Here is a 20,341-nt window from a genome sequence, read left to right as displayed (position 1 = left end):
CGGGGATTTCGTAGGGTTTCCGCCCCACCCGGTCAGCCGTGCGGCTGGTCCGGGCGGTACTGCTGCGGGTACGGCTGCCCCGGGTAGGGCTGCTGCCCCGGGTAGGGCTGCTGTGCCTGGTAGGGCTGCTGTCCCTGGTACGGCGCGGGCCCGTAGCCGCCGACCATCTGCGGCTCGGTCACGAGCGTGCGGTCCGCGTCCCGGTGGTCGTACGCCTCGGGCGTGCCCTCCCCGCCGTGCCCTTTGGCCTTGCCGCCCCGGCGCGGCCACCACAGGCCCCGGCCCAGGATCGCGGCGATCGCGGGCACCAGCACGATGGAGAGCAGCATCGAGGAGAGCAGGATGCCGACGGCGGTGGCGAAGCCGATCTCGGCGGTCGCGGGGCTGGCCGCCAGGCTGGCGAAGGAGCCGGCCAGGACGAGACCGGCCGTGGCGATCGCGGGTGCGGTGTGCTCGACGGCCTTGGCCACGGCCTTGCGGGCCGGGATGGGCTTGTCCATCTCCTCCCGGAGCCGGTCGCTCATCAGGATGTTGTAGTCGGTGCCCAGCGCGACCACGAACAGGAACAACACCAGCGGCAGGGTGAAGGAGACCCCGGGTCGGTCGAGCATGTGCTGGAAGACCAGCGTGCCGGCGCCGAGGGTGGCCACGAAGCCCAAGCCGACCGCGAGCATCAGCACCAGCGGCGCCAGCAGTGAGCGCAGCAGCAGGAACAGGATCAACGCGATCAGGATCGCGGCGACCGGGAAGACCAGCTTGAGGTCCTTGTTCACCGCGGTCGACACGTCGGCGAAGATGGCCGCCGTTCCGGTGATGTGCGCCTCGGCGCCGTTCGGGGTGTTCTTCGCGATGGTGCCCCGGACCGGGCCGGTGATCAGGTCACGCGCCTTCTGGGTGTCGGCCTTCGCGGCCAGGAACACATCGATCCGAGCGGCCGAACCGTCCGGGTTGAGGACCGGTTCGGCAACCTGGCCGACGCCCTCGACCTTGCCCAGTGCGCCGGTCAGCCCGGTGAGCGAGCGCTGGTCGAGCTTGCCGCCCGCCTTGGTCTGCACGTACACCGTGTGCGGGTCCGACACGCCCGCCGGGAGCGAGCGGGAGATCTCCTCGGCGGTCCGGGTCGCGTTGGTGGTGGGCTGACCATGCTGGTCGTAGCTCATCTTGACGCCGACCGCACCGGCGCCGAGCGCGCCCAGCAGGACCAGGCTGCCGACCAGGTAGCGCACCGGACGGGCGCTGACCTTCTCGCCCAGACGGGCGGCGAAGCCCGCCGGACGCTCCTTCTTCCACGCACGGGCCGGCCAGAACATCCCGCGACCGGTGACCGCGAGCAGTGCGGGCATCAGGGTCAGGCTGCCGAGCAGGGCCACCAGCACCGAGATCGCGATGGCCGGGCCGAGCACCTTGAACTGACCGAAGCTGGCGATGCCCAGCGTGGCGAACGCCGCCACGATGGTCAGGGCCGCGCAGGTGATCGCGTTGCCCACCCGACCCGCGGTGATCGCGGCGGCCTCGCGCTTGTCCATGTCCGGGTTGGCGCGCAGCACCTCACGGAAGCGGAACATCAGGAACAGGAAGTAGTCGATGCCGATGCCGAGCAGGACCACGGTGATCAGCGACGGCACGGACGGGTCGAGCTTGATGTCCAGCAGCTTCGCGCTGCCCGCCACCGCCCCGGCGGCCACACCGCCGATGAGCGTCACCGCGAGCAGCGGCAGCAGGGCGGCCAGGACACTGCGGAAGACCAATACGTTCAGCAGGACGATGAGACCCATCGTCAACATGCCGACGAGAGCCTCGGTGTCCTTCTCCTCGTCCAGGTTGTCGACCGTGTTCGCGATACCACCGGTGAACCCGACCCGGAATCCGGCGGCCTCGTAATCGGTCTTCGCCAGATCACGGGCATCCCGATAGACGTCCTGGAGACCGACGTCGTTCATATTGCCGCTCAGCGACAGCGAGACCAGTTGGAACGTCCCGTCCGGCGCGACCAACCCGACGGTGTAGCGCGGCGTCTGCGAGAAGTCCTTCGCGAACTGCTCCGGCTCCACCTTGATCGGCTTCTTGGCCAGGGCGGCCGAGGTGTCGGCGATCTTCCGCTGGTCCGCCGGCCCGATCTTGGCGCCGTCCGCGCGGGCCACCAAAACGGTCACCAGGTTCGGATCGGGCTTTTCGTCGAACTTCTTCTCGGCTATTTGCAGAGCCGCCGCCGAGTCGTATTTCTTCGGCAGGAAGTCGCCCGTCGAAGAATCGGTGACGCTGTTCATCAACGGTTGCCCGACGGCGGTCAGGGCGAGACCGAAAACCGCCCAGACGATGATGGTCATCCATCGATGACGAGTGGCGAACGCGGTTGTTCTACGGATCATTTTCCTTCTCCGCCGTCGGGTCGAAACGCGGGAGCTCGATACGGGAACTCCGGATTGACTCAAGGTGATCACGCGCGCCCCCCTTCGGGCATCGACCGGGGGAACGGCTGCGGACCGGGACCTCGGTCCGGGAGTACCGCGCAACCAGGACTCCGGTCCGGGGCCGGGGATCGTCGCTGATGGGGTTCAGGAACAGGGGCGGAGAGGATGGAATGGGTCGATCAGCCGCGTGTCGCCGCGGGCCGCGTCCGCGACCGGGACGACGGTCGCTGCGCCGGCGCCGAGTGCCCGGGGGAGGCGCCGGGCGGGCGGCGGGTGAACGAAGCGCGCCGGCGCCGGGCCGGCTGCGGCCGAACGAACCGCACGAAATCATGAAGGAGGCCCGCGGATGGGTGCCGACCATCGCTCAGCGGCCCGAGGCGGCGCGCCGGCCGTCATCGAGCCGGGCGCCGCGGCGCCGTCGGCCGCCGGTGGATCCCCGCCGGCCGCCCCGGGTGCGCAGGCCGGCCTCCTGGGGATGGCCGAACGCCGGGTCCGGGCCTTCCCGTGGCGACGCGACGACCTGCTGATCGCGCTCGGCTGCGCCGCGGCCGATGCCGTCTCGTTCGCGTTGTCCGAACACGGCGGCGGGCCGCACCGGTACGTGGTCGGCGTGCTCCTGCTCGTGGCGGGCGCCGCCTCGACGGTGGTCCGCCGCCGGTATCCGGTGCACGTGCTCGGCGTGGTGGCCGCGCTGAACCTGGCGGCGGTCCTGATCGCCACGCCGACCGAGTACAACTTCGGCGTGTCGCTCACCGTCGGGCTGTACTCGGTGGGCCGCTACCGCTGCCGGCGCGTGGTCGCCCTCACCGGGGTCGCGGTGCTGGCGAGTCAGGTGGTGTGCGGCGTCCGGATCGGATGGTCGCTTCCGATGGCGGTGCTCGCCGATCTGTCCGCGATCTGTGTGGCGAGCGCGGCCGGGATCGGGGTGCGCGGATGGCAGGAGCAGGTGGAGCTGAACCGGCAACTGCTGGCGGATCGGGCGGTGGCCGAGGAGCGTCGGCGGATCGCGCGCGAACTGCACGACATCGTGGCGCACCACATCACCACGATGTACCTGATGTCCGGCGGTGCGCGGTACACCCTCGACCGCGATCCGGACACCGCCCGGGCCGCGCTGGTCACCCTGGAGTCCTCCGGCCGCACGGCGCTGCGCGAGATGCGCCAACTGCTCGGTATCCTGCGCAGCTCGGACGTCGCCGAGGAAGCGCCCTCGGAACCCCAGCCGGGGATCGACGAGATCGACCGGCTGATCGCCGAGTCGCGCGCGGCCGGTCTGCCGGTCGAATACGAGGAACTCGGCGAGCCGCGGGCGCTGCCGCCGGCGACCGCGCTCACCCTGTATCGGATCGCGCAGGAGGCGCTCACGAACGCGCGCAAGCACGCGGGCAACGCGCGCGCCTTCGTGCGCCTCGAATACGGCCCGGACCGGGTCACCGTGGAGATCTGCGACGACGGCGACGGCGGTGGGTCGACGATGGTGGGCGGCGGGTACGGTCTCCTGGGTATGCGCGAGCGCGTCGCCGTGCACGGCGGCACGCTGGAGGCGGGCAGGCGACCCGAAGGCGGGTATCGCGTCGCCGCGCTCGTGCCGCTGCCGCCGATGGAGCCAGGAGAGGACCGGAACCGAGATGAGCGTGGACGCACCCCCGATCACCGTGCTGCTCGCGGATGATCAACCACTCGTGCGTCGGGGCCTGGCCATGATCCTGCGCTCCGATCCCGGCATCGACGTGATCGGCGAGGTGGGCGACGGCGCCCAGGCCGTCGAGGCGGCCCACCGACTGCACCCGAACGTGATCCTGATGGACATCCGGATGCCCGTGCTCGACGGCGTCAAGGCCACCGCCCGGCTGACCGAGGAGCTGCCCGAGAGCCGGGTGCTCGCGCTGAGCACGTTCGACATGGACGAGTACGTGGTCGGCGCGCTGCGCGCGGGCGCGATCGGCTTCCTGCCCAAGGACGTGTCCCCCGAGGAGTTGATCGCGGCGGTCTACACCGTGCACCTCGGCGAGGCGGCGGTCGCGCCGCGGCTGTTGACCCGGCTGATCGAATCCTTCGTCAAGGCCCCCTCGGCCCCACAGCCCTCGACGACCGCTCTGCGCGACCTGACCCCGCGCGAGGTGGAGGTGCTCCGGCTGATCGCCGCGGGTCTGGACAACGCCGAGATCGCCCAGGCGATGAGCATCGGCGTGCAGACCGTCAAGAACCACGCCACGGGCCTCTTCGCCAAGCTCGGCGTGCGCGACCGCGCCCAGGCGGTCGTCTTCGCCTACGAATCCGGCCTGGTCCAGGCGGGACGGACGGCGTAGGGGGCGACACCACCTCTCCGACCCTACGTGTGTCGTAGTATCGAAGGGTGTTGTACGCGACCCCGCCCCTGACTCCCGCAGATTTCCGGGTGATCGAGGAAATCGAGGCGTTCCGAGCCGAATTCCGCCACCGCCTGGCCGAGCCGCGTCGATGGGAGGGGCGGCTCCGGCGCTCCCTCACCGCCGCCGCGGTGCGCGGTTCCACGCACATCGAGGGCTACTCGATCACCGCGCAGGACGCCGAGACCCTGGTGGCCGGCGGCGAGATCTCCCCCGAGACCGACGACGCCACCCGGGGCGCGGTCACCGGCTATCGCGACGCGCTCGCCTACATCCAGCGAGCGTCCGGGTTCCGGATCTTCTCCTGGGACCACACCCTGCTGTCCGCCCTGCACTTCATGATGACCAGGACGGACGAGGAGACCAGGCCCGGTGAATACCGCACCGGCGCGGTGTGGGTCTCCGGCGGGCCCAACCGACCGCCCGTGTACACCGCCCCCGACCCGGAACAGGTCCCCGACCTGATGGCCGAGTTCCTGACCCGACTCGAGCACGACGAACCGGACGTCCCCGCCCTCGTCCGCGCCTCGATGGCCCACCTCAACCTGGTCTCCATCCACCCCTGGCGCGACGGCAACGGACGCATGTCCCGTGCCGTGCATACCCTCGTCCTCGCCCGCGAGGGAGTCCTCGCCCCGGAGTTCTCGAGCATCGAGGAATGGCTCGGCGCCGACGACTTCAACACCCGGGAGTACTACGCCGCGCTGCGCTCCGTGCAGCACGGATCCTGGCAACCACGACACGACGCACACTCCTGGATCCGGTTCTGCCTCACCGCCCACCATCTCCAGGCCCAAGAGGTGCAGCGTCGCTTCGAAACCGCCGCCCGCCTGTGGTTCCGGCTCGAAGCCATCGCCCGCCGGCACGGCCTCGACGAGCGCACGGTCTCCGCCCTGTACGCCGCGACCAACGGCACCCTGCGCCGCACCACCTACCAGGCCGAGGAAGCCCTTACCCGCGACCAGGCTCTCGGCGACCTGCGCGCCCTGCGCCGACTGAACCTCGTCGAAGCCGTCGGCCATGCCCGCACCCAGCACTACCTCGCCGGTGCCGAAGTGCGCCGGGCTTCGATCGAAATCCACAACGAAGTCCACGCGGACCTCTACCGCGAGCCCTATCCGGACTGAACGATGCGGCTCCTGCGAGGCTGCGCGGCGCAGCCATACGGACAGCGGAGCCCACGGGCCACACTCCCCGGGCTCCGCCGCCGTTGCGGGCTCGCGATCAGCGTCCCGTGAACTTCGGCTTCTCCTTGGCCACGAAGGCGCGCATGCCGGTGCCGCGGTCCTCGGTGGCGAACAGGGCGGTGAACTGGAGGCGTTCGATCTCCAGGCCGGTGTCCAGGTCGACGTCGAGACCGCGGTCGATCGCCTCCTTGGCCGCGCGCAACGCGTAGGCCGGCCCGTTGGCGAACCGGGCGGCCCACTGCACGGCCTCGGTGTAGACGTCCTCGGCCGGGACGACCCGGTCGACCAGGCCGATGGCCAGGGCCTCGTCGGCGGCCACGAAGCGGCCGGTGAAGATCAGGTCCTTGGCCTTGGCCGGGCCGATCAGGCGGGGGAGGCGCTGGGTGCCGCCCGCGCCGGGGATGATGCCCAGGGTGATTTCCGGTTGGCCGAGTTTCGCGGTGTCGGCGCAGATGCGGACGTCCGCGCACAGCGCGAGTTCGCAGCCGCCGCCGAGCGCGAAGCCGGTGATCGCGGCGACCACCGGCTTGGGGATTTCGGCGACCGCGGTGAAGGAGGACTGGAGGGCGGCACCCCGGTCGGCCATGTCGGTGTAGGACATGTCGGCCATCTCCTTGATGTCCGCGCCCGCCGCGAACACCTTCTCGCCGCCGTAGAGCACGACCGCGCGCACGTCGGCCCGTTCGCCTGCCTCCTGCGCCGTCGCCCGCAGCTCCTCCTGGAGTTGCCGGTTCAGCGCGTTCATCGGCGGCCGGCTCAGCCGGATCGTGCCGACGCCGTCGGCCACTTCCAGGTTGACGAATTCGCCCATGACGCTCTCCTTTGGTCAGCCCTGATGTGCTGATCCGACCTTAGGTGCCCACACCCCGCGCAGCCGCGAGCGGGGCCGTCGGCGGCGGTGTTCGGCCCCGGCGCCCGGGTGACGCCGTCCGGCCCTCAGTGCGTGGGCGTCGTGGTCGTCGGCGCGCCGCTGCCCGGCGTGCTGCTTGCGATCCACTTGTCCCAGGGCAGGTTCCAGTCGGCGAAGCCGTTGTCCGGGTCCACGGTGCGCTCGTCGGAGCCGGAGATGTCCACGACGTCGCCCGGGATCACCCGGTCGTACAGCCACTTGGCGTTCTCCTTCGTCATCGAGACGCAGCCGTGGCTGGTGTTCTCGCTGCCGAAGACACTCGGGTCGGCCCAGTAGTTGCCGTGCACGAAGGTGCCCGACGTGGTGATCCGCATCGCGAACGGGACGTCGTCGATGTCGTATTCGCTGCCCAGGCCCACGGTCTGCGAGTTCATCCGGGTCTTCTCGAACTTCTCGGTGATCGCCATCTTCCCGTTCCACGTGCTGTACTTCGGCGACTTGCCGGCCGTGATCGGGATGGTCTTGATCAACTGGTCGTTCTCGTACACCTTCATGGTGTGCGCCTTCACGTCCACCATGGCGATCCGCTTGGTGGCGGCCACCTTGAAGCTGTAGCTCTTGAACTGGTTGGCGATCGCGCCGTTGCCCACGTCGACCCCGCGCAGGTTGAGGTTGACCTTGACGCTCGTGCCGGGCGCCCAGTAGTCCTTCGGTCGGTAGTCCACCCGGTTGTTGTCGAACCAGTGCCAGGCGCCCTCCACCTTGGGCTCGACGTCGACGGACAGCGCCTTCTCCACGGCGGCGCGATTGCGGACCGGGTAGTCGAAGGTCAGCGACACCGGGTAGCCGACGCCGACGGTGGCGCCGTCCTCGGGGCTGAACCTCGCGGTGACCTTCTTGTCGCCGGACAACGTGCCGAACGTCGCGCGGGCGGTGGTGGGCGTGTTGTCGGCGTTGGTCGCGGTCGCGGTGACCGTGTACTTGCCGCCGAGGGTGAAGGCGACCTTGGGCTTCCAGGTCTTGCCGTCGGGGTCGAGTGCGCCGTCGACCGGTTCGTTCTGCGCGTTGACGACCTTGACCTCGCCGAGCCTGCCACCGTTGACCGCGATCGTGATCGGCGCCTGCGGGTCGATCGCGGTCGCGCCGTCCGCCGGGGTCAGCGTGATCGCGGCCGGATCGGCGCCCTTCTTCCCGTCGCCCTTGGTCGTGGCGGTGTTCCCGCCCTCGGGCTTCCTGCCGTCGTCCTTGCCGTCGTCGGAGCTACAGCCCGACACGAGCAGGAGCGCGCCGAGCATCAGTGCGGGCACCACGCGCCATCGAGCCGGTGACCACTTCGACGAGAGCGCCTTCGATCCTGCTGACATGTACGGGTAGTCCCTTCATCCGGAGCCGAGTCGTGACCCGGCCTGAGCCGAAAGCCACATCTCCCAACCCATATGACGAATCGAACATCAACCGCTGTTCCGAAGTCCCGGTCCCTCGCGGGCAAATGCGGTCATCCCGGCCATCCTCTCGGACAACGGGCGGCCGGTTGACCGCGATTGCGCCGCGTCGACGCGCCTCACTCGGCTCGCCGATCGGCCTCGACCAGCTCGTGGACCAGCGCCGGATCCGGGTACCCCGGCCGACCGGAACCACCGGCCGGCAACTGACGGATGATCAATTCGTACTCCCGTTCGCCCTCTCGGGCCAAAGGAAGGGTCGTCGGCTGTGGCAGGACCGTGACGATCCGCTGGAGATCCGTACCCTCCGCGGCCTCCAGCAACCACTCCCAGGTGTCGCCCGGCGAACCGTCCCCGTCCTCGCCGCGATCGAGGTGCACCACGGTGTGCGCGCCCTCCAGCACCGCGCCCAGGCGCCCCGGGTCGCACAGGTCGCTCACCGCGACCCGGATGCCGGCCGCACGCAGCGCGCCGACCGCGCCGCGGTCGCGGACGGTGGCCCGCACCTCCCCGTCCGAGGCCGCGAGTTCGAGCGCGACGGCGCGACCGAGAGGTTGGTCGGCTCCGGTGACTACGACGGGCATACCGGCAACCTTACTCAAACCCGGCATTCGTGAAGCTCGCGTGAAGACGGGAGCACGCGCCCCCCGGTGCGGTCGCACGGAGTGAATCGACGTGCTTTTCCGCGCTCGGCCGGTAGGGAACGACGCCGTGGTCACTCACCGTTCATCGACAAAGCCATGAAATCCGGCCACAATGGCCGAAACTCTAGGCCGAATCGGCGGAAATCCCGCCTCGGCCGCAACCCTCCGTGTCGGCGCTCGTTGGGGGTTCGGGGCTCCCATGTCACTCTCCCGAGGGAAGCCGGGCCATGTGACTGGATTTGTTGTCACTGTTTGCGACAGCTTGGTCACACGAAGTCGCTTCGGAGGTCGGATCGTTCGCCCCCCGCAGCGGCCCGTGCACCTGATGGGATGCCCCGGGCCCAGCCCGGATCCGCGACACACGGAGGATCCACATGAACCGCAAGCTCGGCACTCTCGCCGTCGCCCCGCTCGCCGCCGGCCTGCTCTTCCTGGGCGCCGGCGCCGCCTGCGCCGACGGTGGCAACGGCACCGTCGGCGACAACGGCTCGAACGCGTCGACCACGACCTCCACCACCACCAACAGTGGCAGCGGGAACGTGCTCGGCGGCGTGGACGGCAACTACAACGCGACGCAGCAGAGTGCGACCGGCGCCGGGGCCTCGAATCAGAACAACACCGCGGGCGTCAACGGCAACTCGGGTGTCGTGGTGATCGATCAGGGCAACGCCGACATCGCCGAGACCTCCACGGCGATCCACCACTGGCATCCCTGGTTCTGAGCAGACCCGATCGGCCGCACCGACCCGGCCGATCGTCACTCCGCTGCGGCGTACCGGGACGGGCTCTCGTCCGGGGGATCCGGGCGCGGGCGTGTAGGCGTGGGCGCCCGGCGGGAACATCCTGGGGACCGGGATGGGAGGCGGGCCGTGACGCTCGAATGGGAATCGACGGAGCCCGAGGTCGATGCGCGTGGCGTGCTCGGCGGATACGCCACGCCCAACGGCCGGGTGCCGCCGCCCTGGCCGGGTCGCCGACTGCCGCTCGGTGCGCGCTTCGACGGCGCGGGCACCAACTTCGCGCTGTGGGCGGGCGACGCGGAGGCGGTGGACCTGTGCCTGTTCGAGGACGGACCGGACGGGACGCTGCGCGAGAGTCGGCTGCCGCTGCGCGAGCAGACGTTCCGGGTGTGGCACGGCTACGTGCCCGGCGTGCGCCCCGGACAGCGGTACGGCTACCGCGTGCACGGGCGCTGGGAGCCGGGTCGGGGCGCCCGCTGGAACCCGGCCAAGCTGCTCCTGGACCCCTACGCGCGAGCCGTGGACGGCGATTTCGTACTGCACGACGCGGTGTTCGGGCACGTGCGCGGCCGGGACGACACGGTGCGCGACGATCGCGACTCGGCCGCCTACGTCCCCAAGTCGGTGGTCGTGGCGGACGACAGCGACTGGTCGCAGGACCGGCGGCCGAAGATCCCGTGGGCCGAGAGTGTCATCTACGAACTGCACGTCAAGGGCTTCACCGCACGCCACCCGCGCATCCCGGACCACCTGCGCGGCACCTACGCGGGCCTGGCCCACCCGGCCGCGATCGACCACCTGGTCCGGCTCGGGGTGACCGCGGTCGAGTTGTTGCCGGTGCATCAGTTCGTGTCCGAGGAACACCTGTTGCGCGGCGGGCGGACCAACCACTGGGGCTACAACACGGTGGGCTTCTTCGCGCCGCACGCCGGCTACAGTTCGGCGGGCGGGCGCGGCGGTCAGGTGCACGAGTTCCGGGACATGGTGCACGCGTTGCACGCGGCCGGACTCGAAGTGATCCTGGATGTGGTCTACAACCACACCGGCGAGGGCGGACCGGCCGGGCCCACGCTGTGCTTTCGGGGCATCGACAACGGCGGCTACTACCGGTTGGCCGACGGTGGCCGGCACTACACCGACTACAGCGGCTGTGGGAACACGCTCAACGTGGTGCAGCCGCACGTACTGCAACTGATCACCGACTCGCTGCGCTACTGGGTGATCGAGATGGGCGTGGACGGCTTCCGGTTCGACCTGGCGGCGGCCCTGGCCCGGTCGACGCACGACGTGGACATGCTGTCCTCGTTCCTGACCGTGATCGCCCAGGACCCGGTGTTGTCCCGGGTCAAGCTGATCGCCGAGCCGTGGGACCTGGGCGCCGGCGGCTATCAGGTGGGCGCGTTTCCGCCGCTGTGGACGGAGTGGAACGACCAGTATCGGGACGCGGTCCGCGACTTCTGGCGAGGTGCCCACCCGGACGTGCGCGGGCTGGCCTACCGGCTGTCCGGCTCGTCCGACCTGTACCAGCGCGACGGGCGCAACCCGTACGCCTCGATCAACTTCGTCACCGCGCACGACGGCTTCACGATGCGCGACCTGGTCACCTACGAGCGCAAGCGCAACGAGGCGAACGGCGAGGACAACCGGGACGGCACCGACAACAACCGGTCGTGGAACCACGGCTACGAGGGCGAGACGTCGGACCCGAACGTGGTCTCGCTGCGCAAGCGGCAGATCCGCAATCTGATGACCACCCTGCTGCTGTCCACGGGTGTCCCGATGATCACCTCCGGCGACGAGATGGGCCGCACCCAGGCGGGCAACAACAACGCCTACTGCCAGGACAACGAGTTGTCCTGGCTGGACTGGTCGGCGCTGGACTCGCCGCAGTGGCGGCCGCTGCTCGATCTGACCGCGCGGCTGATCCGGCTGCGGCGGGCGCATCCGGTGCTGTGCCGGCGGGCGTTCTACTCGGGTCGCCCGGTGGCGCCGGACGGGTTGCGCGATCTGGCCTGGTTCACGCCCGGCGGGCGCGAGATGACCCGCAAGGACTGGTTCGCGCCGACGGCGACGCTGGGCATGTACCTGTCCGGCCTGGACATCGACCGCCGGGGCCCGCACGGCGAACGGATCCTGGACGACAGCTTCCTGTTCATCCTGCACGCGTCCTCGCAGCCGATGCGCTTCACCCTGCCGGACGAGCCGTGGGCGCACAGTTACGAGGTGGTCCTGGACACGGCGCTGGAGGGCGACCCGATGGCGCGCTACAGCGAGCCGGTCGCGGGCGGCAGCGGACTGCGGCTGGCCGGGCGCTCGGCGATGTTGTTGCGGGTCGAGCACGCGGTGTGGGCACCCACGTAGCGGCGGGGCGCGGTTCGGGCGCCGCCCCGGGGGTCTCGGGATGGCCGTGCGCAGACGTCCGGACTGCCGGGGGCGATCCTCGACATTGCCGGATACGGGTAGTGACATCCTCCGCCGTACGCTCACGTAGGGTGGAAGCACTCGTCCACCGGCAGCCGCCCGTCCGGCATCCGCTCGCCCGGCATCTCCTCGAAGCGAAGGACCGCGCACCATGACGTCCCCGACGCCGATCCTGGTCACCGCCCCGAACTTTCGTGACGCGGGTGGGCATGCCACCGCGGACGGTCGCAAGGTGCGCACGGGTCTCGTGTACCGCTCCGACGGCCTGGGCGAGGTGGATGCCACGGACGCCGCGACGCTGCTGCGACTGGGCATCGGTCTGGTGATCGACCTGCGCTCGGACACCGAGCGCGACCGCGAGCCGGACCGGGTGCCGGACGGCGCCGAGCTGTTGATCGCGGACGTGATGGGGCGCCAGAACGACGAGCTGTTCGGCGAGGTGTTCGCCGACCCGGACCGCGCGGGCGAACTGCTCGGCGGCACCGCCGGTCGCGACCTGATGTGCGAGGTGTACCGGCGCTTCGTGACCACCGAGGGCGCCCGGACCGCCTACCGCGACGTGTTCGCGCGGATGGCGGCCGTGGACGCGCCGACGGTGTTCCACTGCTCGCAGGGCAAGGACCGGACCGGATGGACCTCGGCGGTGCTGCTCACCCTGCTCGGGGTGCCGCGTGCGACCGTCGTCGAGGACTATCTGGCCAGCGCGAAGCACCTCGCGGACAAGAACGGCGAGATCCTCAGGCACATCGCCGAGCGCGGCTTCGACCCCGCCCACCTCAAGCCGGTCTTCGACGTGCACGAGGACTACCTGAACACGGCGTTCGACACGGCGGAGGAGCGGTACGGGTCGGTCGAGGGCTACGTGCGGGACGGGCTGGGGCTGACCGATGCGGAGGTCGCGCGGTTGCGGGAGCGGTTGTTGACGCAGTAGGGGTGCGACGCGTCGGCGGTGGGCGGTGCGCCGCCGGATGTCGATGCGGCGCCGTCGTCGGCGTGCCGAGGCATCCGTCGCCGCGCGGACATGCATGCCGGCCGCCGGGGGCGGGCCGGACCGCCCCATCCCCGGCGGCACACGGGGTCAGCCGCGCGGCGGGCCCCACGGCGGCGGGGGCTGGTGGTACCCGGAGTGCGGCTGCTGCCAGGCCGGATGTTGTTGCGGGTTGGACGCCTGGTGCGGCGGGGCGGGTGGGAAGGGCCCCGGTGGGAAGAATCCCTGCGGTGGTGCGGGCTGCGGCTGCCACGGGTTGGCCTGGTTCGGGAACAGCGGCATCGGCGGCGGGACCGGCTCCGGCCGGCGGGTCGGGTGCGGTCCGCCGCGGAAGGTGACGCCGTAGCGGCTGCGTACCCGGCGGATCTCCCACAGCGACATCAGCGTGATGGTGATCGGACCGCCGAGGGTGCCGACCAGCCGTACGCCGGTCGGCAGCGCACCCTTGCCGCCGTCGTCACCCAGGTCGACCAGCGCGCCACACCACGAGAGCCAGGGCGCGATCACCGCGGGCAGCAGCGGGTGTCCGTCCACGGCGCGGAACAGGTGCTGGGGGATCGCCCGGACCGCGAGGAACCAGAAGCGCAGCACCCACAGCGACACGATCAGACCGAGCAGCGTGATGAAGAACGAGCCCACGTCGGCGCCCGCGTTGACCTTTCGGGATCCGTAGGCCAGCGAGGTCAGGCCGCCGAGCGTGGCCGCCGAGACGACCACGAACAGGCCGAGCGAACGCAGCGGCAACATCAGGCTCTTGCGCGTCTCGGTCCGTACGTCCGAGCGGGTCAGGGCGACGATGATGCCCACCGCGATCGGGCACGCGATGATCGCCACGAAGACGGACGCGACGAAGCTTGTCATCCAGCCCTGCGCGGCGTCCTCGCCGCCGCCGTAGGTGATCGCGATCCAGACCAGCACACCGAGGCCGAGCCAGGACCGGATCGCGCGTACCCGCTCCAGGGTCACATCGCGCCCGATCAGCCGATAGTCGGGCACGAAGTACCGCTCGGCGACTCGCTTCGGCAGTGGAATCCAGCCGAAGGCGAACATCGCCTTGCGATCGGTTCCGGCGGCTCCGGGCGGATGGAAGGACTGCGTCACAAGTACGCCTTTCTCGACGACGCGCCCCCGTGCAGGCGCCGACTCGCCCCGATGTTAGGGGGTGTCGGCGGGGGCTTCGTCGCCGGTTCAGGCGCGCAGCGCGGCGCGCAACGCGTCCGCGATCGGCCGGATTTCGCTCAGCGAACCGTCCGCCACGGCCATGATCAGGTCGAACGTCGCGTCCTCGTCCAGGTGTTCGACGTCGATCCCGTTGCATTCGAGAAAGACCACGGCGGCCACCAGGCCGGTCCGCTTGTTGCCGTCCAGGAACGGGTGATTGGCCACGATCGAGTGCAACAGCGCGGCGGCCTTGGTCCAGGGGTCGGGATAGGCGTCGACGCCGAACGCGGACGCGCCGGGGCGGGCCACGCCCGACTCGATCAGGGCGTGGTCGCGGATCCCGGGATTCCCGGTGGTCTCCTCGGCGACGGCGATCGCGTCGGCGGCGGTGAGCAGGTACACGTCGCTCACGCCTCCTTCAACCGCCGCAACAACTCGGGATGCCGCTCGGCAAACCTCCGCGCCAACTCCCGGACCCGCGCCGCGGCTTCCTGCTGCACATCGGCTTCCCGCCGCGCATCCTCGGACATGCGCCAACCCTACGACCCCCGCCCCCGACCCCGCCCGCCCGTTTCCCGGAGCGCAACGACGCGGGCCCCGGCCCGAATCCGCCCCTCAGCGCAGCCGGCGCAACTCGTCGGGGCGGACCGTCACCGGAAACGGCGCGGGCGGCATCGCCGCATGGGCTCCTTCGACTCGGGTCACCGAGGCATACGCCCCGTTGCGCAGTTCGAAGCCCTCGAGCACGGAATCGTTCGGCTCCAGGACCCAGTAGAACTCGATCCCCCACGACGCGTACTTCTCGAGCTTGTCCACACCGTCTCGCCCCGCCTGTCCCGGCGAAACGATCTCGACCGCGAGCAGAACGTGCTCCGGGTCGAGCCAGATGTCGTCCTCGCCGGACTCCTCACCCGCCCGGGCGGCGGCCCCGTCGATCACCACGACGTCCGGTTGGGTGAAGTCGTTGTCGTGTCGCACGTTGATGTTCTCGTACACGACACAGTCGATCCGAGCATCGAGAGCGGCGGCTTCGAGCAGCATGGCCAAGCGCCGAGACACCATTTGGTGCCGGCGCGAGGGAGCCGGGGACATCATGAGCGCACCGTCCAGCAATTCGACACGCCAACCGTCGGCGTGGATCTCCAGAACGTCTTCGGGCGTCCACACGCGATCGAATGCGGGAAGGCTCACGGCTCTCCTTCGATTGACCGGACATGTCTGATTCTATCGGGCGGAGATGTCCACTCCGCGGATGACCGGACGCCGCCCGTTGCTTGCTCTACTTTCTCGACCAGTCGTGCTGTGGGAGTTCGGCGCGGCCCTGGGGGGTGTCGGCGTTGGCGCGGAGGAGGATCGCGGTGGGGGAGACGCCCTTGGGGAGGTCGAACCACAGGTCCTCGACCAGGGTGTCGGAGGCGCCGAGGGTGAACTCGCGGAGCTGGCGCTTGATCTCCATCGATTCCAGGTCCATGCCGAGTCGGCTGTCGTCCGGCAGGACCAGGCGCTGCTCCAGGTTGGCGATGTGCACGGTGGCCAGCGAGGTGTTGGCGATGGAGACCTTGACCCGACACAGCCGGCCCTGGGCGAAGTGCTCGGCGTGGGTGCCGGTGATCCATTCGATCCCGCAGGTGAGGCCCTGCACGGTGAACGTGGCCGGCCCGCTGAGCACGGCCGGAGCCTTGACCGGTATCTCCCACTCGCGCATGGTCATCTTCAGCGGCTTGTCCTTCTCCGGCCAGTACAGCGCCGCCGCGCCCGCGGCCAGGCCCGCGCCGATCAGCAGCCCGAGCACGAACCCGATCGCGATCCACTGCCGGATCCGCCGCCGACATCGGAGATGCCCGACCACCTCGCCCCGTAACTCCTCGACCTTGCGCCCCACCACACCCATCCGCCGCCCCCGTCTCCGGACCGAAGCCCGCATCGTATGGGCGCGCTCCCACCGCCGGCGAGAGCTTCCGGGACGCCCCTCCGGCCCGGTTGCCGGGGCCGGCTCACCCGTTCGGGGTGTGGCCGTGATCGATCAGGTCCGCCGCCGCGCGGGCGATGGCGGCGTCGAGCGCGGCGAGCGGGGTGGGGATGGGGTTCTCGGTGGGTGGGACGAACCACACCAGGGGCCCGGCCTCGCTGCGGGGCGGGGGAAAGGTGACCCATGCGCCGCTGCCGTGCCGACTGGGGCCGCGCAGGTCGCGAAGGCGGGTGCGGGCCGGGGAGGTGACCGGGACCAGGAAGCCCATCTTGGCGCAACGCCGGTCGTGGATCACCGGCCCGACCCGAACTCCCGCGGCACGCAGGTGCTTGACCACCTCGCGGCCCAACCGCGCGTCGACCTCGATCACGTCGAAGGTCTGGCCGGCGGCGACCAGGCGCGGAGCATAGGGATTGCCGGACGAGTCACTCATGGGACGGCACCTTGGCCAATCGGGTCGGACCGGACCCCCGCAAGCTCCATCCCAGCCTGCCGAACCCGACCGCGTGGGCAATATCCACAAGTTGATGCATTTCCGTCACCTGTTCGGCCCACGGCAACGGCAGCCCGAACCCGACCGGACCCGCGGGAAGCCCGGCCGAGGGGGTCGGCCCGAGCGCGGAACGGCCGCGGGGCCGGTGGGGATTTCGCCCCACCGGCCCCGCGGCCGTCCTGGTGAACGTGGATCCGCGAGGTGGGATCAGAGGTTCGGGTACAGCGGGTGCTTCTTCGCCAGGGCCGTGACGCGGCCGGCCAGGGCTGCCTTGCGGGTGTCGTCGAAGCCGGGGAGGAGGGCCTCGGCGATGATGTCGGCGACCTCCTCGAAGTCGGCCGCGTCGAAGCCGCGGGTGGCCAGGGCCGGCGTGCCGATCCGCAGGCCGGAGGTGACCATGGCCGGGCGCGGGTCGAACGGGACCGCGTTGCGGTTGACCGTGATGCCGATCTCGTGCAGGCGGTCCTCGCCCTGCTGACCGTTGAGTTCCGAGTCGCGCAGGTCGACCAGGACCAGGTGCACGTCGGTGCCGCCGGTGAGCACGGTGATGCCCGCGTCGGTGACGTCCTTGCGGGTGAGCCGCTCGGCGAGGATGACCGAGCCCTCCAGGGTGCGCCGCTGGCGGTCCTTGAAGTCGTCGGAGGCGGCGATCTTGAAGGCCACCGCCTTGCCCGCGATCACGTGCTCCAGGGGACCACCCTGCTGGCCCGGGAAGACCGCCGAGTTGATCTTCTTGGCGTACTCCGCCTTGGACAGGATGACGCCGCCGCGCGGGCCGCCCAGGGTCTTGTGCGTCGTGGTGGTGACCACGTCCGCGTACGGCACGGGGCTGGGGTGCAGACCCGCGGCGACCAGGCCCGCGAAGTGCGCCATGTCCACCATCAGGTACGCGCCGATCTCGTCGGCGATCCGGCGGAACCCGGCGAAGTCGAGCTGCCTCGGGTAGGCCGACCAGCCGGCGATGATCAGCTTCGGTCGGTGCTCCTTGGCCAGGCGCTCGACCTCCTCCATGTCGACCCGGTGGGTCTTCTCGTCGACGTGGTAGGCGACCACGTTGTAGAGCTTGCCGGAGAAGTTGATCTTCATGCCGTGGGTGAGGTGGCCGCCGTGGGCCAGGTCCAGGCCGAGGATCGTGTCGCCGGGCGTGAGCAGCGCGACCATCGCGGCGGCGTTCGCGGACGCGCCCGAGTGCGGCTGCACGTTGGCGGCCTCGGCGCCGAAGAGCTCCTTGACCCGGTCGATGGCGAGCTGTTCGACGACGTCGACGTGCTCGCAGCCGCCGTAGTAGCGCCGGCCGGGGTAGCCCTCGGCGTACTTGTTGGTCAGGACGGAACCCTGTGCCTCCAACACCGCCACGGGGGCGAAGTTCTCGGAGGCGATCATCTCCAGGGTATTCTGCTGGCGGTGCAGCTCGTCGGTGACGGCGGCGGCGACCTGCGGGTCCACCTCGCTCAGCGGACGGTCCAGGATCGTCACGGTTGTCAGCTCCTCGATCGGGTCGATCTCGATCATTCGCCGCAGAACGCGGCGTACTCGTCGGCCGACAGCAGGCCCTCGGCCTCGCCGTCGATGCGCACCTTGAACAGCCAGCCCGTCCCGAAGGGGTCGGAGTTCACCAGGGCGGGGTCCTCGGCGACCGCGTCGTTGATCTCGACGATCTCGCCGGAGACGGGCGCGTACATGTCGCTGACCGACTTGGTGGACTCCAACTCGCCGCAGGGCTCGCCGGCGACGACCGTCTGGCCGACCTCGGGGAGCTGGACGAACACCACGTCGCCGAGCGCGTCGGCCGCGTGTTGGGTGATGCCGACGAGGGCGGGGGAGGCCGCCTCGTCGAGCCACTCGTGTTCCTTGCTGTAGCGCAGGTGCTGGGGTGCGTGCACGGGTCCATTCTCCATTCGATCGAGGGGGGTCTGTCCCTCAGGTGGGTTTGTAATGGTTTGTACCGCCGGGCCGAGGGGCCCGCGCCGGCCGCGACCGCAGAACTCGGGTCGGGCCGCCCTGCCGCCTCGGTCAGGCCCGCTTGTAGAACGGCAGCGCGACGACCTCGACCGGCTCCGTCTTGCCGCGGATGTCCACGGCCAGCCGGGTGCCCGGTTCGGCGCGCTCCTTGGCCACGTACGCCATCGCGATCGGCACGCCCAGTGTCGGCGAGGGCGCGCCGGAGGTGACCTCGCCGACCCGCTCGCCGGTCTCCGCGTCCACCACGGGGTATCCCGCACGCGGGACCCGCTTGCCCGGCGAGGTGAGCCCGACCAGGGTCCGGCGCACATCGTCCTGCGCCGCGGCCAGTGCCTCGCGTCCGACGAAGTCCTCGGGCTTGTCCAGCCGGACCACCCGACCCAGGTTGGCCTCGTACGGCGTGGTGTCCCGGGTCAGCTCGTGCCCGTACAGCGGCATGCCCGCCTCCAGGCGCAGCGTGTCGCGGCAGGAGAGCCCGGCGGGCACCAGGCCGTGCGGCTTGCCGGCCGCGAGCAGCGCCTCCCACAGCGCGACCGCGTGGTCGGGCGCGGCGAACAGCTCGAAGCCGTCCTCGCCGGTGTAGCCGGTGCGCGCGAGCAGCACCGGAACGCCGGCGACCTCGGTGCGCAGGATCGCGTAGTACTTGAGTGCGGGCAGGTCGGCGTCGGTGAGCGAACCGACGATCGCGGTCGACGCGGGGCCCTGCACGGCGAGCAGCGTGTACTCCTCGGACGCGTCACGCACCACGGCGTCGAAGTTCTCCGAGCGGTGCTTCAGGCTGCCCGCGACCACGTCCGCGTTGGAGGCGTTGGCCACCACCACGAAGTGCTCGTCGCCCAGCCGGTAGACGATCAGGTCGTCGACGATGCCGCCCTCTTCGGTGCAGATCATCGTGTACCGGGCGCGGTCGATCCCGATCTTCGAAACGAAACCGACCAGGGCGTGGTCGAGCGCGCGGGCGGCGTCCGGACCGGTGATCTCGATCTCGCCCATGTGGGTGAGGTCGAACAGGCCGGCCGTGGTGCGCACCGCGGTGTGCTCGTCACGCTCGCTTCCGTACCGGAGCGGCATCCGCCAACCGGCGAAGTCGGTCATCGTGGCCCCGAGCGCGTCGTGCACGGCGTCGAGCGGGGTCCGGCGGTCGGTGGTCATGCGAAGGCTCCTTCGAGGGGGCGCCGGCGGGAACACCCCAGGGGCGCGGGCCGGTCGGGGGCATGGCGTACGGCCGCGCGCTCGGTCGGCGCGCACGAGGCACCACGCGCGGACGAGGAGCGGGTGCCGGCGCGCAGTGCGGCGAATGACGACGGGCGATGCGGTGAATACGACAACAAAGGGGGCTCCCTGCCATGGCTTTCAGCCCTTCTCGATCGGAGTCGATCGAAAAGTGGGGTGCCCTCCCCTTCTGTCATCGGAACCTGAGAGCTTCATCGCTTCCGGGCGCATCCGCGCGCGGAACGGCGATTTGCACCGTGGGTGAACCACACCAGCGGTGCGGTTGCTTTCCAGAAGTGCCTGACCCATGCGGTATCGGTGCCTGAGAGATTCCGGGGAGGAGTTGCTCCTTCGGCGCCCCGCTCGTGGGCGAGGACTCTTCCGCGTGGGGTCGACGGCCGATATGAGGTTGTGCCCGGCATGCTAGCGCGTGTCGTCAATCCCCCGCCGGGGCCGGGACCCCGCCGAGTCCGAGGACTGCCGACTTCCGGC

19 protein-coding genes and 2 riboswitches are annotated in these 20,341 nt (G+C 70.5%); of the genes, 6 read left to right on the top strand and 13 right to left on the bottom strand.

The window, feature by feature from the left end; translation table 11 throughout:
* Positions 1-32: 32 nt before the first annotated feature.
* Positions 33-2,327: an MMPL family transporter gene (locus ACZOOI_RS08560; protein ID WP_465280154.1), complete on the bottom strand. Its 2,295-nt coding sequence runs from the start codon at positions 2,325-2,327 to the stop codon at positions 33-35.
* Positions 2,328-2,757: 430 nt separating this feature from the next.
* On the opposite strand from ACZOOI_RS08560, the gene ACZOOI_RS08555 reads away from it, so the two are divergent.
* The 3 genes from ACZOOI_RS08555 to ACZOOI_RS08545 are packed head-to-tail and all read left to right on the top strand — an operon-like array spanning position 2,758 to position 5,907.
* Positions 2,758-4,083: a sensor histidine kinase gene (locus tag ACZOOI_RS08555; RefSeq protein WP_465280153.1), complete on the top strand. Its 1,326-nt coding sequence runs from the start codon at positions 2,758-2,760 to the stop codon at positions 4,081-4,083.
* Complete coding sequence (locus tag ACZOOI_RS08550; RefSeq protein ID WP_465280152.1) at positions 4,040-4,720, top strand: response regulator; 681 nt, start codon at positions 4,040-4,042, stop codon at positions 4,718-4,720. Before ACZOOI_RS08555 ends, ACZOOI_RS08550 begins: the two co-directional genes overlap by 44 nt.
* 47 nt (positions 4,721-4,767) lie before the next feature.
* Positions 4,768-5,907 (top strand): Fic family protein, encoded by a 1,140-nt coding sequence (locus ACZOOI_RS08545; protein WP_465280151.1) that lies wholly within the window; start codon positions 4,768-4,770, stop codon positions 5,905-5,907.
* Between the two features lie 97 nt (positions 5,908-6,004).
* Here the strand turns inward: ACZOOI_RS08545 and ACZOOI_RS08540 are convergent, their stop codons facing one another.
* The 3 genes from ACZOOI_RS08540 to ACZOOI_RS08530 form a co-directional block, all read right to left on the bottom strand.
* Positions 6,005-6,778 carry an enoyl-CoA hydratase/isomerase family protein gene (locus ACZOOI_RS08540; RefSeq protein WP_465280150.1) on the bottom strand — a complete coding sequence of 258 codons (774 nt, stop codon included), beginning with the start codon at positions 6,776-6,778 and terminating at the stop codon, positions 6,005-6,007.
* A 125-nt stretch (positions 6,779-6,903) separates the two neighbouring features.
* Positions 6,904-8,181: a L,D-transpeptidase gene (locus tag ACZOOI_RS08535; RefSeq protein WP_465280149.1), complete on the bottom strand. Its 1,278-nt coding sequence runs from the start codon at positions 8,179-8,181 to the stop codon at positions 6,904-6,906.
* Between the two features lie 197 nt (positions 8,182-8,378).
* On the bottom strand, positions 8,379-8,843 hold the full coding sequence (locus ACZOOI_RS08530; protein ID WP_465280148.1) for an NAD(P)H-binding protein: 465 nt from the start codon (positions 8,841-8,843) through the stop codon (positions 8,379-8,381).
* A gap of 434 nt (positions 8,844-9,277) precedes the next feature.
* On the opposite strand from ACZOOI_RS08530, the gene ACZOOI_RS08525 reads away from it, so the two are divergent.
* The 3 genes from ACZOOI_RS08525 (at position 9,278) to ACZOOI_RS08515 (ending at position 12,995) form a co-directional block, all read left to right on the top strand.
* Positions 9,278-9,625, top strand: a complete 348-nt coding sequence (locus ACZOOI_RS08525; protein ID WP_465280147.1) for a hypothetical protein — start codon at positions 9,278-9,280, stop codon at positions 9,623-9,625.
* 147 nt (positions 9,626-9,772) lie between these two features.
* Positions 9,773-12,004 (top strand): glycogen debranching protein GlgX, encoded by a 2,232-nt coding sequence (gene glgX, locus ACZOOI_RS08520; RefSeq protein WP_465280146.1) that lies wholly within the window; start codon positions 9,773-9,775, stop codon positions 12,002-12,004.
* Positions 12,005-12,215: 211 nt separating this feature from the next.
* Positions 12,216-12,995, top strand: a complete 780-nt coding sequence (locus ACZOOI_RS08515) for a tyrosine-protein phosphatase (RefSeq protein WP_465280145.1) — start codon at positions 12,216-12,218, stop codon at positions 12,993-12,995.
* Between the two features lie 147 nt (positions 12,996-13,142).
* Here ACZOOI_RS08515 and ACZOOI_RS08510 read toward each other — a convergent pair whose 3' ends face one another.
* From ACZOOI_RS08510 to gcvT, 9 genes are all read right to left on the bottom strand, one after another.
* A complete protein-coding gene (locus ACZOOI_RS08510; protein WP_465280144.1) occupies positions 13,143-14,153 on the bottom strand; it encodes a hypothetical protein in 1,011 nt (336 codons plus the stop codon).
* 87 nt (positions 14,154-14,240) lie between these two features.
* Complete coding sequence (locus tag ACZOOI_RS08505; protein WP_465280143.1) at positions 14,241-14,624, bottom strand: type II toxin-antitoxin system death-on-curing family toxin; 384 nt, start codon at positions 14,622-14,624, stop codon at positions 14,241-14,243.
* Positions 14,621-14,743, bottom strand: a complete 123-nt coding sequence (locus ACZOOI_RS08500; protein ID WP_465280142.1) for a hypothetical protein — start codon at positions 14,741-14,743, stop codon at positions 14,621-14,623. Before ACZOOI_RS08500 ends, ACZOOI_RS08505 begins: the two co-directional genes overlap by 4 nt.
* Positions 14,744-14,828: 85 nt before the next feature.
* Complete coding sequence (locus tag ACZOOI_RS08495; RefSeq protein ID WP_465280141.1) at positions 14,829-15,404, bottom strand: Uma2 family endonuclease; 576 nt, start codon at positions 15,402-15,404, stop codon at positions 14,829-14,831.
* An 88-nt stretch (positions 15,405-15,492) separates the two neighbouring features.
* Positions 15,493-16,104, bottom strand: a complete 612-nt coding sequence (locus tag ACZOOI_RS08490) for a hypothetical protein (protein ID WP_465280140.1) — start codon at positions 16,102-16,104, stop codon at positions 15,493-15,495.
* Between the two features lie 103 nt (positions 16,105-16,207).
* On the bottom strand, positions 16,208-16,615 hold the full coding sequence (locus ACZOOI_RS08485; protein WP_465280139.1) for a hypothetical protein: 408 nt from the start codon (positions 16,613-16,615) through the stop codon (positions 16,208-16,210).
* Positions 16,616-16,882: 267 nt separating this feature from the next.
* Complete coding sequence (locus ACZOOI_RS08480) at positions 16,883-18,187, bottom strand: serine hydroxymethyltransferase (protein ID WP_391581301.1); 1,305 nt, start codon at positions 18,185-18,187, stop codon at positions 16,883-16,885.
* Complete coding sequence (gene gcvH / locus ACZOOI_RS08475; protein WP_391581302.1) at positions 18,184-18,558, bottom strand: glycine cleavage system protein GcvH; 375 nt, start codon at positions 18,556-18,558, stop codon at positions 18,184-18,186. The genes ACZOOI_RS08480 and gcvH overlap by 4 nt, the downstream gene beginning before the upstream one ends.
* 130 nt (positions 18,559-18,688) lie before the next feature.
* Positions 18,689-19,789, bottom strand: coding sequence for a glycine cleavage system aminomethyltransferase GcvT (gene gcvT / locus ACZOOI_RS08470; protein ID WP_465280138.1), 1,101 nt, complete (start codon positions 19,787-19,789; stop codon positions 18,689-18,691).
* A gap of 240 nt (positions 19,790-20,029) precedes the next feature.
* A riboswitch (glycine riboswitch) is annotated at positions 20,030-20,149 on the bottom strand.
* Positions 20,150-20,243: riboswitch (glycine riboswitch) on the bottom strand.
* Positions 20,244-20,341: the final 98 nt, after the last annotated feature.

Source organism: Embleya sp. L77 (assembly GCF_055557415.1).
The sequence above is the reverse complement of the archived record's forward strand: the minus strand, read 5'-3'. Positions and strand labels throughout refer to the sequence as shown.